The following is a 14,000-nucleotide window of genomic DNA, read 5'->3' as shown; positions in this document are numbered from 1 at the left end:
CCTGTTAGATGCGCCTGATCCTTGCAATTCTGCTTACCCTGTCCCTAGGTATTCCCGCCATCAGCATGGCCCAGTCATCGCCCACCGAATTTCCCGCCGCCACGGCTGACCAGCAGGCGCGGTTTGCCGCCTGGCGCGACGGGTTTCGCACCCGCGCGCTTGGCAATGGTGTGCCCGCCGCGCTGTTTGATTCTGCCTTTCGCGGGCGTGGTTTCAATACCGAAGTCGCCTATCGCGATGCCAATCAGGCCGAGTTTCGGCGTGCGATCTGGGATTATCTGGACCGCGCCGTGTCTGATACGCGCATCACCAATGGCCGCCGCCTGGCGCGCCGCAATGCCCGCACCTTGCGCGCCATCGAAAGCCGATTTCCGGTTGACAGCCAGGTCGTCATGTCGATCTGGGGGATGGAAAGCAATTACGGCGCCGTGCGCGGCGACATTCCGGTTGTCGAAGCCCTTGGCACCCTTGCCACGCAAGGCCGCCGCCGCAGCTGGGCCGAGCGTGAGTTGATGAACGTGTTCCGTATTCTGGGCAATGGCGATGTCGCCCCGCGCAACCTTACGGGCTCCTGGGCGGGGGCAATGGGGCATACGCAGTTCATGCCCAGCTCCTACCTGGCCTATGCGCGCGATCTGAGCGGCGACGGGCGGCGCGATGTCTGGGGCAACAACCCCGCTGACGCGCTGGCCTCTGCAGCCAATTATCTGGCCGAAAACGGCTTTCAGCGCGGCGCGCCCATCGTGCATGAAGTGCTTCTGCCCGCCGGCTTTGATTTTGCGCTTGTCGATGGTGAAACCCGCAACAGCGCCGGATTCTGGGCCGGGCTTGGCGTGCGCCGGGCTGAAGGCGCGCTATACAGCGGCGCGCCCTTTGCCCTGTGGGCGCCCGCTGGCGGGCGTGGCCCGGTCTTTGCGATCTACCCGAATTTTCAGGTGATCAAACGCTATAACAATGCCGATAGCTATGCGCTGGCCGTGGGGCTTCTGGCCGACCGCATCAATGGCGCCGGCCCGCTGCTTGCCGCATGGCCACGCGATGAACGCCCGCTGAGCGGCGCGGAAATTGTTGAAATTCAAACGATTCTGGCGCGGCTCGGCTATGCGCCCGGCACCGCCGACGGGCTTATGGGGCCAAATACGCGCAGCGCGATCCGTGGCTTTCAATCGGCCAAAGGCCTGTTGAGCGATGGTGAGCCGACGGTGGCGCTGCTGGCGCTTCTGCGTCAGGAGGCGGGCTGATCGAGCCGGTCGAGAATCGAGCGGCCCCCGTCGATTGCCAATACCTGCCCGGTGATGAAACTCGCCCCCGGTGAGGCCAGAAAAAGCGCCGCATCCGCCACCTCATCGGCCTCGCCAATCCGCGCAAGCGGGGTTGCGGCGATCATGCGGTCGGCCAGACTGTCTTCCACCTTCAGGCGTTCGCGCAGGCTTGGGGTCATTACGCCACCCAGTGCCAGGCCGTTCACACGAATCTGGTGCGAAGCCAGGCGCGCCGCCTGCCCGCGGGTCAGCTGTTCCTGTGCGGCCGAGGCCACGGAAAACGGCAGCAAAGCCGGCAAGGTGCGCCGCGCGGCAATCGAACAGATATTCACGATCGCGCCCGCAGGCTCGTCGCGCGGGCGCGCATCCGCTTGCTGGATCATCCGCTTGGCCACGGCCCGGCTTAGCCGCAGCGGGCCGGTGACAAGCTCGGCCATCAGCTTTTCAAGCGCCTGTTCCTCGTCCTCATCCTCATCCGGCTTGGCGGCAACGGTTTTGGCGTTGATCAGAATATCGACCCGGTCGAACGCGTCGATACAGGCGGCCAGCAGGTTGGCGATGCTCAGCTTCTCGCGCAGATCGCCCGCATGATGCGCCACCTCGCCCTTGCTTCCGTCAAGGCTTTGGGCAGCGGCCACAAGCTGTGCATCATTGCCATCGGTCATCATGACATTTGCGCCAACCTGGGCAAAGCGGCGCGCAATGGCCAGCCCCACACCCTCGGCGGCACCCGTGATGATGACCGATTTTCCTTCAAGCCCGGTTGCCATGTGCTGCACTCCCTTGTCCAAACAGCCTTCTAGGCCATTTGCCCGCGATTCAGAAGCAGAATTCGCCTATTTTCCGCGGCGTTTTGGCCGGGCGGCGTGGATGACCTTGTAAACACCGCTTTGCGCCAGGGTATTCACCTCACCAAACAAGCCGGCCAAAGTCGCCTCATAGGGCAATTGGCGGTTGGCGACCATATAGAGCTGGCCTGTCGGCGCAAGCTGGCTGGCGGCACTGGTGATAAAATCGCGCCCAAGGTCGGGGTTGGTGGCGCCCTGCCGGTGGAAGGGCGGGTTCATGATGATGGTGCCAAACCGTGCGGGGCCGGTGTTTTGCGTTGCATCGCCCCAGTGAAACCGCGCGCGCCCGTCACTGATATTGCGCCGCGCGGCGGTCAGGGCCGCATGATCGGCCTCAACCAGGTGCAAGTCGTCAAGCGACGGGTTTCGCGCCAGAATTTCAGCCGAAAGCCAGCCCCATCCGGCACCGAAATCGGCCACACTGCCTGTTAGATTTTCGGGCAGAAACGCGGCCAGAAACGCGCTGCCCGCATCGGGTTTGGCATGGCTGAACATGCCGGGCGCGGTGATGAACCCGGCCGCATTTTCCTGCATTCCCGCAAGGCCCGCCCATTCGCTGAAGGTTTCGGGCAGGGTTTCGGGGCGGTGGAACCACACGAGCTTGCCATGCGCCTTGGCATGGGTTTCCACCGCCAGCCCGGCCACTTTCAGGCTGCGGGCGAGCGCATCGATCCCTGCCGATTTTGCGCCGTCCAGCAGCACGATGCCGCCGGGTTCGACCATGCTCACGGCCTGCGCCAAATGCCCGAAGTTTTGCTCGCGGTTCTGTGCGGCCAGCACCAGGGCGCCCGCAAAACGCCCCTCAACCTGCGGTGCAACCGCATATCCCGCAGCGACAAGCGCCGCATGGGCCATATAATCGCCCTGCTGCACCTGCAACCCCCCTTGCGGCAAGGCGGCAATATCGGCGGAACGATAGGCATTGATGGCCAGCATCGGGCCCGCAAGCGGCGGCACCACGCCAAATTCAAGCGCATGGGCCAGGCGCAAACTCATTCTTTCTCAAGCGTGCATTGCAGCGGATGCTGGTGGCGCTGGGCATAATCCATGACCTGCGTGACCTTGGTTTCAGCAATTTCATGGGTAAATACGCCGACCACGGCCACGCCCTTCAAATGCACGGTCATCATGATTTTGGCGGCCAAAGCCTCGTCGATACCAAAAAACCGTTGCAACACATGCACAACAAATTCCATTGGCGTGTAATCGTCATTCAGCATCAGCACCTTGTAAAGCGGCGGGCGCGCGGTTTGCGGCTTCACCTTGGTGGCCACACCAATCTCACCCTCATCCTCGGGGGGCTGGTTTGCGGCTGAATAATGCTTCGTCATGGGTTTGTTGCGCCTGTTCCGTTCGCTTTCATATAGCGCGAAGCCGGGTATGAAAAAAGGGGGCGAGGCCCCCTTTTCCCAAGTCATTTCGCAAGTGCTTAAGCTGCGAAAGATTTCATCATGTTGGTTGCGGCGTCAACACGTGCATTCCAGGGTGCGGTCACGTCTTTGACAACGGCTGCGAACAGTTCGTTCATTTTGGTCGACTGGGCAACAAACTGCTCCATCGAGGCCTGTGCGAAAGCGGTCTGCTTTTCAACCATTTCGGCAACTGTTTTCGCCGAGGCGAAGTCTTTTGCAGCGGCAACCGACTCATCGAAGGATTTTTTCGAGAAGGCGGATACTTCGCTGTTCAGGCCTTCAACGGCTTTGACAGCCACTTCGGACGATTTTACCAGCGCTTCGACATTGCCCTGGCCGAAAGCGGTTACGCCTTCAAGACCTTTGGTCAGCTTTTCAACCTGTTCGGTCACGGCTTTCTGGGTGTCTGCGGTCATTGCTTCAACCTGTTCGGTTGCGGATTTGGTGGTTTTTGCGTTTGCCATAGGAGTGTCTCCATCGGTTAAGTGTTTTGGTATTGATGGATATATAGGCAAAATGCTGCACTGCGTCAAGAGCTATGTTGCAGCGCAACATTTTTGCTTTTGCGCGTTTTCATAAACTGAAAATAAAGTATTTCCATTCAAAAACACCGTGTTATAGTGACCAAGCAGTAAAACGGCACCGAAAAATCGGGCCAGAGGCGAAATCGAGCTTTCGGATGATTCCGATGTTAAAGAATTTTACGCGCGGGGTGATTCTCGCGCTGGTTGCGAGTATGTGGGCCGGCTTTGCGGTCGCCCAGCCTACCGCTTCATTTGTCATGGATGCACGCACCGGCGAGGTTCTGTATGCGCGCAACGCCGATCTGCGCGTTCATCCCGCATCACTCACCAAAATGATGACCCTGTATCTGGCCTTTGTCGAGCTTGAGGCGGGCCGCATCACGCTGGATCAGCAGGTTACGATCTCATCCCATGCCGCCTCGATGCCGCCATCAGAACTTGGCTTGCGCACGGGTCAGAAGGTGAGTGTGCGCACGCTTATTCGCGGTGCCGCCATCCGCTCGGCCAATGATGCCGCCACGGCCATAGGCGAGCTTATCAGCGGCAGCGAGGCGGCTTTCGCCGAACGGATGACCCAGGCCGCGCGCGAGATGGGGATGCGCAACACCACGTTTCGCAATGCCAACGGGCTGACCGCCAATGGCCATCTGTCAACAGCGCGCGATATGACCCTGCTTGGCCAGCGCCTGTTTCGCGACTTTCCGCAATATTACAACCTGTTCAGTCGCAACACGACCGAAACCGAGATGGGCACCATCTACAACACCAACCGCCGCTTTCTGAGCGCCTATCGCGGTGCAGACGGAATCAAGACCGGGTATACCTCGGCGGCGGGCTACAACCTGACCTCGTCAGCCCAGCGCGGGCAGGAACGGATCATCGCAACCTTCCTTGGCGGCACATCGGTCAACCAGCGCAACCAGGAAATGGCGCGCCTGCTTGACCTTGGCTTCAACCGCGCCCCAAGCCGGGCGGCCAATGTGCAGCTTGCAGCCCTGCATCTGCCCGCCCCCGGCCAAAGTGAAACGGTTATCGCGACGCGCGCCAACCCCGCCGAACGCCCGAACCGGCAGGAAGCCTTGGTGCGCACGGCCAGCCGCCCGGCGCATCGCACTGCACCTACGCTGCGCGTTGCTGAAAATACCATTCCCGCCGCCGCAATCGAGGCCGAGCAAAATGCGATCAGCGCCGCGCTCGTTGCCGCTGATGCCGCCATGAATGTTGCCGCAATCGAGGCTGCATCACGTGTGGAAATGGGCGATGGCGGGGATGACGACATCGTCATAGCCGCCCGGCGCCCCGAACGCCGGCCGCCGCTTGATACCGGCGTGGTGGCAAATGTTCCGGCAGAAACCGCCTCGGCAGAGCTTGTCGCCCAGGCCGAGCAGCCGCGCAGCGAACAGGCCCGCGTTGTCGTGGCAAGTGCCGCCATTGGCAGCTGGTCGGTGCAGCTTGGCGCCTTCAGCACGCGCGACAAGGCCGAACGGCACCTCATTCAAACCGCACTGGCCCAGATGGAAAGCCTGAATGGCGCCACGCGTGATATTTCCAGCACCATCGTGAATGGCCGCACCATGTTCCGCGCGCGCTTCATCGGCATGAGCGGGGATGCCGCCAACCGCGCCTGCGCACGGCTCGTGGCGCTTACACAGGAATGTCTGGTGATTGCGCCGCAAATCTAGGCGCTAGATCGCGGTCTCGACATCCGGCAGTTTCAGCGCGCGCAGCAATTCGCGCACTTCCTGGCGCGCGGCGATATTGGACAGCGACATCATGTTGCGGTCAGCCTCGCGCAGATCGAGCAATGTCAGCCCGCTCAGGAACAATTCGCGAAACACCACGCGTTCCGAAAACCCCGGCACAATGCGAAAGCCGATGCGCTTGGAAAGCTCGCCAAGCGCGCGGCCAACCTTGTGGCGGTTCTTGGCATTGACCGTGGCCATGCGATTGCGCAGCACCACCCAGTCAATCGGCTTCAGACCGGCGCTGGCGCGCAATTGCCGCGCCTCCCACACCATTTCGGAATAGATTGACGGGCCGATCACCTTGTTGTTGGCCGGGTCGATCCGCGCCAGCAGATCAAAGTCGATCAGGCTGTCATTCATCGGTGTGATCAAGGTATCGGCCACCGCATGGGCCATCTGCGCATAGCGCGTGTGCGCACCGGGACAATCGATCAGAATGAAATCGGTCTGGGCCTCAAGCTCTTGCAGGGCGGTGGTGAAGCGCGCCTCTTCCTCGGCCCGGGCATCGCGCGATGAATCGATCTGCGAGGCCGTCAGCCGGTGCTGGGCGGGCATGGGCAGGCTGATGCCCGTGCGCGCAATATAGGCGGCGCGGTTGTCAAGATAGCGAAAGAAGCTTTGCTGACGCAGATCAAGATCGAGCGCGCCAACCGCGAGGCCCGAACGCGCCAGAGCCACCAGAAGATGCATGGCCGTGGTCGATTTGCCCGACCCGCCCTTTTCGTTCCCCATGACGATGATATGCGCCATATCCGCCCCTACCAGTTAAAAAAACGCGCCCAATTGGGGCGCGTTTTGTCGTTTTGGCACAGGTTGGGTTTAGAAGCCCAGGCCTTCGTATTTCTTTTTGAATTTCGAGACACGGCCGCCAGTATCCAGCAGACGGGCGTTGCCGCCGGTCCAGGCATGGTGCGAGGTCGGGTCGATATCAAGGTTCATCACGTCGCCTTCCTTGCCCCAGGTCGTGCGTGTCTGGAACTCGGTGCCATCGGTCATCTTGACGGTGATGGTGTGATATTCGGGATGGATGTCGTTTTTCATGTCATGCTCCTGCAATGCGCGGCTTATTCAGCCGAACCGCCCAATTCGCGATAATTGGTTTTTTCGATGATACGGGCCGATTTACCGCGACGGGTGCGCAGGTAATACAGTTTGGCACGACGCACACGGCCACGGCGAACCACGGTGATGTTGTCGATATTCGGCGAATGCAGCGGGAATACACGCTCCACACCTTCGCCAAACGAGATTTTGCGCACGGTGAAGCTGGCGCCGATGCCTTTGCCGCCATTGCGGGCAATCACAACGCCTTCATAGTTCTGCACGCGCGAACGGGTGCCTTCGGTGACCTTGTAGCCAACGCGAATGGTGTCACCCGACGAAAAATCCGGAATGTCTTTGCCGAGGGCGGCGATTTGCTCGGCCTCGAGCTGTTGAATGATGTTCATGTCAGTCGTCCTTTTGCGCGCCTTTACTGGCGCCGTTGTTCGCGTCCGAGAGCTGCTGGTCTGTCACCGGGTCCTTACGATTGTAAGCCCGCCACAGATCGGGACGACGTTCCTTGGTCAGCTTTTCCGACTGGGCCTGCCGCCACGCGGCAATCTGGCCATGGTGCCCCGATAGCAGAATATCGGGTATTGCATGGCCTTCCCAATCGTTGGGCCTTGTGTAGTGCGGGTGTTCAAGCAGCCCGTGCGAAAAGCTTTCCGCCTCGGTCGATACCTGATTCCCAAGCACGCGGGGTATAAGCCGAACCGATGCATCAATCAAGGCCTGTGCTGCAATCTCTCCGCCGGTCAGAATGAAATCACCCAGGGAAAATTCCTCGACCTGCCTTGCGGCCAGCACACGCTCGTCCACACCCTCGAACCGGCCACATAAAAACGTGGCTCCTTGCGCGCGCGAAAGCCGTTCAGCATCGGCCTGAACAAAGGGTTTTCCGCGTGGCGAGAGGTAAATCACCGGCCAGTCAGCGCGCGACAGCCCGCTTTCGGCATGGTCAAGCGCATCGCCCAGAACGTCGGCGCGCAGCACCATGCCCGCACCACCACCGGCGGGCGTGTCATCGACATTGCGGTGCTTGCCGCGCCCGAAATCGCGCAACTGCACAGTCTCCAGCGCCCAAAGCCCCTCGGCCAGCGCCTTGCCGGTCAGCGACTGGGCCAGCACACCGGGAAAGGCTTCGGGGAAAAGCGTGATGATTCGCGCTGTCCACTGGCCTGCATTATGCCCCATTGGGATGGTCATTCGCTTTCGTCCGGCGGGTCGACCACCACGCGGCGCGCGGCCAGATCGACCGTTGGCACGCAGGCACGGGTAAACGGCACCAAAAGTGAAGCTTTCGGGTTACGGATTTCCAGAATATCGCCCGCGCCGTGGTTTTGCACCGTGGCGACCTTGCCAAGCAAGGCGCCGCCCGTATCCACCGCATCGAGCCCCACAAGGTCGGAATGATAGAACTCGTCATCCGGCAAAGCAGGCAGGCGGGTGCGGGGCGCAAAAAGCTGCGTGCCTTTCAGCGCCTCGGCCTGCTCACGCGTGGTAATACCACCTAGCCGCGCGGCAAAGGCACCGTTCAGCACTTTGGTCAGCGCCACCGAAAAGCTGCGCGTGCCGGATTTGTCGGAAAGCGGGGCGTAATCGGCAATGGCCTCCGGGTCGGCGCAAAAGCTTTTCAGCCGCACTTCGCCCTGCACACCAAATGCGCCCGCAATCGCGCCAATGCAAATCAACTCATCCGCCATGATCCGCCCCCGAATGGTTCCGTTTCAAATACAACTGCCCACGCCGCGCAGCAAGCACGCCGTGGGCAAGGTTTTACACAGGCGGGGCACGAAACCCCGGCAGGTCTTATTCTGCGGCAGCCTCTTCAGCGGGTGCTTCTGCGGGTGCAGCGGCGGCTTCGGCAGCGGCGGCAACCTTGGCGGCACGCTCATCGGCACGGGCTTTGGCGGCTTTGCCCGGCTCGCCTTTTTTCAGGTTGGCGCGGCTGGCTTTTTCACGCAGGCCGGCGGCTTCCAGAAAACGCGCAACGCGGTCGGTCGGCTCGGCACCCAGGCTCAGCCAATGTTGCACGCGCTCGACATTCATCTGCACGCGCTCTTCGCTGTCTTTGGCCAGCAGCGGGTTATAGGTGCCCAGCTTTTCGATGAAACGGCCATCGCGCGGCATCCGGCTATCGGCGGCCACAATGGAATAATGGGGGCGTTTCTTGCTGCCACCACGGGCCAGACGGATCTTCATTGCCATGTTATATCTCCTTTAATGGCGGTGCGGCGTCATCAAACGCCATCATCTTTCAGTTTCTCATGATGCCTGATCACTTCGGAAATGATGAAGTTCAGGAATTTCTTGGCGAAGGCCGGGTCGAGCCCGGCTTCGCGTGCCAGGCTTTCCAGCCGCGCAATCTGGTTGGCTTCGCGCGCTGGGTCGCTTGGCGGCAGGTCGTGCTGCGCCTTGAGCTGGCCCACCTCTTGCGTATGCTTGAAACGCTCGGCCAGAGTGTAGACCAGAATGGCATCCAGCCGGTCGATGGATTCGCGGTGGCCGGCCAGCAATGCGGCGGCGCGTGTTGTTGCATCACTCATCATACGGCCTCCGGTGCGGGGTGGCGGAAAATGGTCACATCGCCCATATCGGCGCTGTAAAGCGAGGGGTCGGCCACGGCGCCAAGCTTTCTGACCAGCGCAACCGATGCAACATTGTCGTTGGACACACAGCTTATCAGCAGGTGAATGCCAAGACTTTCATGGGCGAATGCGCGTGCGGCCAGCGCCGCCTCATAGCCATAGCCCTGTTTGTGCCAGGCGGGCAGCAGGAAGAACCCAAGCTCGTCAGCCGGGTCGCCGCGCTCTTTGTCGACACCGCAAAAGCCGATCAGCGGGCCGTCTTTCAGACATACGGCAAACTGGCCCGTGCCGCGCAATGCCCAGCGCCCGCGCATCATGCAAAACTCGTCCCACGTATCCTCGGGCGTAAACGGCCCGCCCAGATGCCCGACAGCATCGGCCAGCAGAATCGCCTCATATACTGCGTAGTCACCCATTTCGGGCACACGCAGATTCAGCCGTTCGGTTTCCAGGATGGGGTGCGCGGTCACTTTTTCTTCCCAAATCCGCTTAGCCCGCCGGGCAGATCCGATGGAAGGCCCTTGCCCATGCCGGGGAAGCCGGGGGGCAATGCGCCCTGGGCGGCACCGGGCTGGCCTGCGGCACCCGCGCCGGGCATTCCGGCGGCGCCTTTGCCAAACAGCGCGCCCATACCGCCGCGCATCAGGCCCTTTTTGCCCATCTTGCCCATTTTCTTCATCATATCGGCCATCTGACGGTGCATTTTCAGCAGCTTGTTCAGCTCGGGCACTTCCAGCCCCGCGCCTTTGGCAATACGCTTCTTGCGGCTGGCCTGCAGCAATTCGGGGCGCGCGCGTTCGCGTTTGGTCATGGAATTGATCAGCGCGATCTGGCGGCGCAGCACGGAATCATCAAAGCCCGCACTTTCCATCTGCTTTTGCATTTTGCCAACGCCGGGAAGCATTCCCATCATGCCGCTCATCCCGCCCATCTTGAGCATCTGTTCCAACTGGCCCTTCATGTCGTTCATGTTGAACTGGCCCTTCTGGAACCGCTTCATCATGCGCTCGGCCTGTTCGGCCTCCAGCGTTTCCTGGGCCTTTTCCACCAGCGCAACAATGTCGCCCATGCCCAGAATGCGGCCTGCAACGCGGCTGGGGTGGAACTCTTCCAGCGCGTCCATCTTTTCGCCCTGGCCGGTAAACTTGATCGGCTTGCCGGTAATGGCGCGCATCGACAGCGCCGCACCGCCGCGCCCGTCACCATCCATACGGGTCAGGACAACGCCGGAAATGCCGATTTTACCGTCGAACTGCTCGGCCACATTCACCGCGTCCTGGCCGGTCAGCCCGTCAACCACCAGCAGGGTTTCGCGCGGATTGGTGGCGTCGCGCACGGCAATCACCTCATCCATCAGCACATCGTCAATATGCAAACGGCCCGCGGTGTCGAGCATGAAGACATCATAGCCGCCCAGTGTGGCCTGCTGTTTGGCGCGTTTGGCAATGGCAACAGGGTCCTGGCCCGCCACAATCTGGAGCGTGTCGACGCCGATCTGCTTGCCGAGAATCGCCAGCTGCTCCATCGCCGCGGGGCGGCGCACGTCGAGGCTGGCCATCAGCACGCGCTTGTTCTCGCGGTCTTTCAGGCGTTTGGCGAGCTTGGCGGTGGTTGTGGTTTTGCCCGAACCCTGCAAACCTACCATCAGAATGGGCGATGGCGGGTTGTCGATTTTCAGCGCGCCCGCGCCCTCATCCCCGCCCGAAAGCGTGGCGACAAGCGCGTCATGCACGATCTTGACAACCTGCTGGCCGGGCGACACCGAGCGCGTAACCGCCTGGCCCGTGGCCTTTTCCTGCACCGATTTGACGAAATCGCGCACAACGGGCAAGGAAACGTCGGCTTCCAGCAAAGCGACGCGCACCTCGCGCAGGGCGGTTGCTACGTCATCATCCGACAGCGCGCCCTGCTTGGTCAGCCGGTCAAATACGCCTGACAGGCGGTCTGAAAGGGTCTCAAACATGCGCGGCCTCCATTCGTTAGCCCAAACCAAACACCAAGCGCACCAGTGGGCGCAACGCGCTGACTGGTGGCGATCCCGATATATAGGCACGGGACCGGATGGTTGAAACATCCGGGAATTGAGGGGCATCTAGCGCAGATTGCGGCTGCCGTCAAGCCGGGCTAGTCTGGCGCATGGACAGTTGGGTTATCCTTTTACGCGGCATCAATGTTGGCGGCCACGGCAAGCTGCCAATGGCCGATTTGCGTTACATTGTAACCGCAAAAGGCGCGCAAAACGTGCAAACCTACATCCAAAGCGGCAATGTTACGCTGCGAGGCCCGCGCCCAAATGCCGATGCGCTGGCCGATGAGATTGAGGCACGCCACGGCTTTCGCCGCCCGATCATGGTGCTGTCGGCCGATGAATTTGCGGCGATCATGCGCGCCTGCCCGTTTGAACCCGCCGAAGGCAAGCACCTGCATGTGTTCTTCACCGGCCCGCTGGATGCACCGGATTTGAGCGCGCCGCTGGCGCTGGCGGCGGATGACGAGCAGCTTTTTGCAGGCCCCAACGCCGTGTATCTGCACGCGCCCGGCGGGATAGGCCGCTCGAAGCTGGCCGAGACGCTGCCGAACCGTCTGCCGCCCGAAACCACGGCGCGCAACTGGAACACGGTTTTGAAACTGGCCGAGATGCTGGCGCTTGGCAATTCTGCCGCGCCCTGATAACTGGCGCTGCATGACTTGGACCATTGCCGCCCTTTACCAATTCGCCCGCTTTGAAAGCCCCGCAGCATTGCAGGGGCCGCTGAAAGACCTTGGCCGTGCGCAGGGCATTTTCGGCACGCTTTTGTTGGCGCGCGAAGGCATCAACGGCACGATCGCGGGGCCAAAGGCGGGGGTTGCGGCGATGATCGACCATATCCGCGCCCTGCCCGGCTGTGCGGCGCTTGCCCCGAAATACAGCACCGCCGCTGCGCAGCCCTTTAACCGGTTCAAGGTGCGGCTGAAGGCGGAAATCGTGACAATGGGCCAGCCCGATGTCGACCCGCTGGCAGGCACCGGCCAGTATGTGCCCCCTGCCGATTGGAACGAACTTATCAGCCAGCCCGATGTTGTGGTGATTGATACCCGCAACGATTACGAGGTGGAAATCGGCACGTTTGAAGGCGCGGTTGACCCGCATACCGCCAGCTTTCGGGAATTTCCGGCATGGTGGGCGGCGAACAAAGACCGCTTTCACAACAAGCGCGTGGCGATGTTCTGCACAGGTGGCATCCGCTGCGAAAAATCGACCAACTTCCTGCGCGGGCAAGGGGTGGAGGATGTCTACCACCTGCAGGGCGGTATTCTGAAATATCTGGAAGAGGTGCCCGCCGAGCAGAGCCTCTGGCAGGGCGAATGCTTTGTGTTTGATGGCCGCGTATCGGTTGGCCACGGGCTCATCGAAGGCCCGCACGACCTGTGCCACGCCTGCCGCCGCCCGCTTTTGCCCGAAGACACACAGCGCCCCGAATACGAGGCGGGGGTCTCTTGCCACCGGTGCCTGCACGAGACAACCCCCGAACGCCGCGAAGGCTTTCGCGAGCGTCAGAAACAAATGGCCTTGGCGCGTGCGCGCGGTGAAGTCCATCTTGGCCCGCAAAATGAAGGTGAGATATGACCCGCAGCCACGCCACAGGGCTTATCCTGCTGTTCATGACCGCCGCCATCTGGGGCGCGGGCTTTGTGGCCCAGCGCGAGGGGGCGGCCGCCATCCCGCCGCTTACTTTCAACGCCACACGGTTTTTCATTGGCTGTTTGTCGCTGCTCCCGGTCATTGCGCTGTTTTCCAAACCGCGCGGTAAAATGGGGCCGCGCAGTGCCATGCTGATTGGCGGCATCGCCGGCGGGGCTTTGCTGTTTGTGGGCATCAACCTGCAACAAACCGCGCTGGCGGTGACCACGGCGGGCAAGGCGGCGTTCATCACCGGGCTTTACATTATCTTCGTGCCGCTGATCGGGCGGATGCTGGGCACGCGCATTGGCGGCAAGGTGTTTGTGGCGGCGGGGCTGTCGCTGGCCGGGCTTTATTTGCTGTCGGTCAATGACGGGCTGAAGCTGGCCCCGGGTGACGGGCTTGTGGTGGTGTGCGCGGTGTTCTGGGCGCTGCAGGTGCTGGTGACCGGGCATTTCGCGCCGCAGCTTGACGGGCCGCGCTTTGCGTTCATGCAATTCGCCACCGTCGCCGTGCTAAGCGCGCTTGGGGCGCTGCTGTTTGAAACCATCTCGCTTGAGGCGCTCGTCATCAACTGGTGGCCGCTGGCCTTTACCGGCATCGTGGCGACGGGGCTGGCCTTTACCCTGCAAATTCTGGCCCAGGCGCGCGTGGCACCCACCCAGGCGGCGCTGGTCCTCAGCCTTGAGACCGTGTTTGGCGCGCTGGCCGGATGGGCAATTCTGGATGAGGTTTTTGCCCCGCGCGCCATGCTTGGCGCGGCCCTGATGCTTGGCGGCATTCTGCTGGCGCAACTGCCGGGCATACGAATGCGCAAGCCCATCCGCCTGTGGTTTGCGCGCCGGGGCTAGGCTGGGCATCGTCACCTGTTAACATTGGCCTTGCGAGCCGCTATTGCTGTGCCAGTTTCAAGGAGCGC

The 14,000-nt window shown here is 61.6% G+C and carries 18 protein-coding genes; 5 read left to right on the top strand and 13 right to left on the bottom strand.

Annotated elements, in window-relative coordinates; genetic code table 11:
* Positions 1-8: 8 nt before the first annotated feature.
* Positions 9-1,241 carry a lytic murein transglycosylase gene (locus LGT41_RS06330; protein ID WP_274129270.1) on the top strand — a complete coding sequence of 411 codons (1,233 nt, stop codon included), beginning with the start codon at positions 9-11 and terminating at the stop codon, positions 1,239-1,241.
* On the opposite strand, the gene LGT41_RS06325 is transcribed toward LGT41_RS06330, so the two are convergent.
* The 4 genes from LGT41_RS06325 to LGT41_RS06310 all read right to left on the bottom strand — a co-directional run bounded on the left by LGT41_RS06325 (position 1,226) and on the right by LGT41_RS06310 (position 3,986).
* Positions 1,226-2,032, bottom strand: coding sequence for an SDR family NAD(P)-dependent oxidoreductase (locus LGT41_RS06325; protein WP_274129269.1), 807 nt, complete (start codon positions 2,030-2,032; stop codon positions 1,226-1,228). The two genes, LGT41_RS06330 and LGT41_RS06325, sit on opposite strands and share 16 nt — an antisense overlap.
* Positions 2,033-2,098: 66 nt before the next feature.
* The gene (locus tag LGT41_RS06320; protein ID WP_274129268.1) at positions 2,099-3,106 is read right to left on the bottom strand and encodes a class I SAM-dependent methyltransferase; all 1,008 of its coding nucleotides are present in this window, start codon (positions 3,104-3,106) and stop codon (positions 2,099-2,101) included.
* The gene (clpS, locus tag LGT41_RS06315; RefSeq protein WP_274129267.1) at positions 3,103-3,441 is read right to left on the bottom strand and encodes an ATP-dependent Clp protease adapter ClpS; all 339 of its coding nucleotides are present in this window, start codon (positions 3,439-3,441) and stop codon (positions 3,103-3,105) included. Before clpS ends, LGT41_RS06320 begins: the two co-directional genes overlap by 4 nt.
* A 98-nt stretch (positions 3,442-3,539) precedes the next feature.
* A complete protein-coding gene (locus tag LGT41_RS06310) occupies positions 3,540-3,986 on the bottom strand; it encodes a phasin family protein (protein WP_274129266.1) in 447 nt (148 codons plus the stop codon).
* Between the two features lie 224 nt (positions 3,987-4,210).
* Between LGT41_RS06310 and LGT41_RS06305 the strand changes: the two genes are divergently transcribed.
* Positions 4,211-5,728 (top strand): serine hydrolase, encoded by a 1,518-nt coding sequence (locus tag LGT41_RS06305; RefSeq protein ID WP_274129265.1) that lies wholly within the window; start codon positions 4,211-4,213, stop codon positions 5,726-5,728.
* A 3-nt stretch (positions 5,729-5,731) separates the two neighbouring features.
* On the opposite strand, the gene LGT41_RS06300 is transcribed toward LGT41_RS06305, so the two are convergent.
* The 9 genes from LGT41_RS06300 to ffh form a co-directional block, all read right to left on the bottom strand.
* Complete coding sequence (locus LGT41_RS06300; protein WP_274129264.1) at positions 5,732-6,541, bottom strand: division plane positioning ATPase MipZ; 810 nt, start codon at positions 6,539-6,541, stop codon at positions 5,732-5,734.
* A gap of 69 nt (positions 6,542-6,610) precedes the next feature.
* Complete coding sequence (gene rpmE, locus LGT41_RS06295) at positions 6,611-6,832, bottom strand: 50S ribosomal protein L31 (protein ID WP_274129263.1); 222 nt, start codon at positions 6,830-6,832, stop codon at positions 6,611-6,613.
* A gap of 23 nt (positions 6,833-6,855) precedes the next feature.
* Positions 6,856-7,239 carry a 50S ribosomal protein L19 gene (gene rplS, locus LGT41_RS06290; protein ID WP_274129262.1) on the bottom strand — a complete coding sequence of 128 codons (384 nt, stop codon included), beginning with the start codon at positions 7,237-7,239 and terminating at the stop codon, positions 6,856-6,858.
* Position 7,240: 1 nt separating this feature from the next.
* Positions 7,241-8,038, bottom strand: a complete 798-nt coding sequence (trmD, locus tag LGT41_RS06285) for a tRNA (guanosine(37)-N1)-methyltransferase TrmD (protein ID WP_274129261.1) — start codon at positions 8,036-8,038, stop codon at positions 7,241-7,243.
* Positions 8,035-8,535, bottom strand: a complete 501-nt coding sequence (gene rimM, locus LGT41_RS06280; RefSeq protein WP_274129260.1) for a ribosome maturation factor RimM — start codon at positions 8,533-8,535, stop codon at positions 8,035-8,037. Before rimM ends, trmD begins: the two co-directional genes overlap by 4 nt.
* A 106-nt stretch (positions 8,536-8,641) precedes the next feature.
* Complete coding sequence (gene rpsP / locus LGT41_RS06275) at positions 8,642-9,040, bottom strand: 30S ribosomal protein S16 (RefSeq protein WP_274129259.1); 399 nt, start codon at positions 9,038-9,040, stop codon at positions 8,642-8,644.
* Positions 9,041-9,072: 32 nt separating this feature from the next.
* Entirely contained in the window at positions 9,073-9,378 is a 306-nt protein-coding gene (locus tag LGT41_RS06270; RefSeq protein ID WP_274129676.1) for a chorismate mutase, read from the bottom strand.
* Positions 9,378-9,890: a GNAT family N-acetyltransferase gene (locus LGT41_RS06265; protein ID WP_274129258.1), complete on the bottom strand. Its 513-nt coding sequence runs from the start codon at positions 9,888-9,890 to the stop codon at positions 9,378-9,380. Before LGT41_RS06265 ends, LGT41_RS06270 begins: the two co-directional genes overlap by 1 nt.
* On the bottom strand, positions 9,887-11,383 hold the full coding sequence (gene ffh / locus LGT41_RS06260) for a signal recognition particle protein (RefSeq protein ID WP_274129256.1): 1,497 nt from the start codon (positions 11,381-11,383) through the stop codon (positions 9,887-9,889). Before ffh ends, LGT41_RS06265 begins: the two co-directional genes overlap by 4 nt.
* 173 nt (positions 11,384-11,556) lie before the next feature.
* On the opposite strand from ffh, the gene LGT41_RS06255 reads away from it, so the two are divergent.
* Genes LGT41_RS06255 through LGT41_RS06245 form a run of 3 tightly spaced genes read left to right on the top strand, consistent with a single transcriptional unit; the run spans position 11,557 to position 13,932 of the window.
* Positions 11,557-12,090: a DUF1697 domain-containing protein gene (locus LGT41_RS06255; protein WP_274129255.1), complete on the top strand. Its 534-nt coding sequence runs from the start codon at positions 11,557-11,559 to the stop codon at positions 12,088-12,090.
* Positions 12,091-12,103: 13 nt separating this feature from the next.
* A complete protein-coding gene (gene trhO / locus LGT41_RS06250; protein WP_274129254.1) occupies positions 12,104-13,027 on the top strand; it encodes an oxygen-dependent tRNA uridine(34) hydroxylase TrhO in 924 nt (307 codons plus the stop codon).
* A complete protein-coding gene (locus tag LGT41_RS06245) occupies positions 13,024-13,932 on the top strand; it encodes a DMT family transporter (protein ID WP_274129253.1) in 909 nt (302 codons plus the stop codon). The genes trhO and LGT41_RS06245 overlap by 4 nt, the downstream gene beginning before the upstream one ends.
* Positions 13,933-14,000 lie beyond the last annotated feature (68 nt).

The organism is Abyssibius alkaniclasticus, from assembly GCF_020447305.1.
GTDB classification, from domain to species: Bacteria; Pseudomonadota; Alphaproteobacteria; order Rhodobacterales; family Rhodobacteraceae; genus Abyssibius; species Abyssibius alkaniclasticus.
This window is presented reverse-complemented; position numbering and strand designations above follow the sequence as displayed.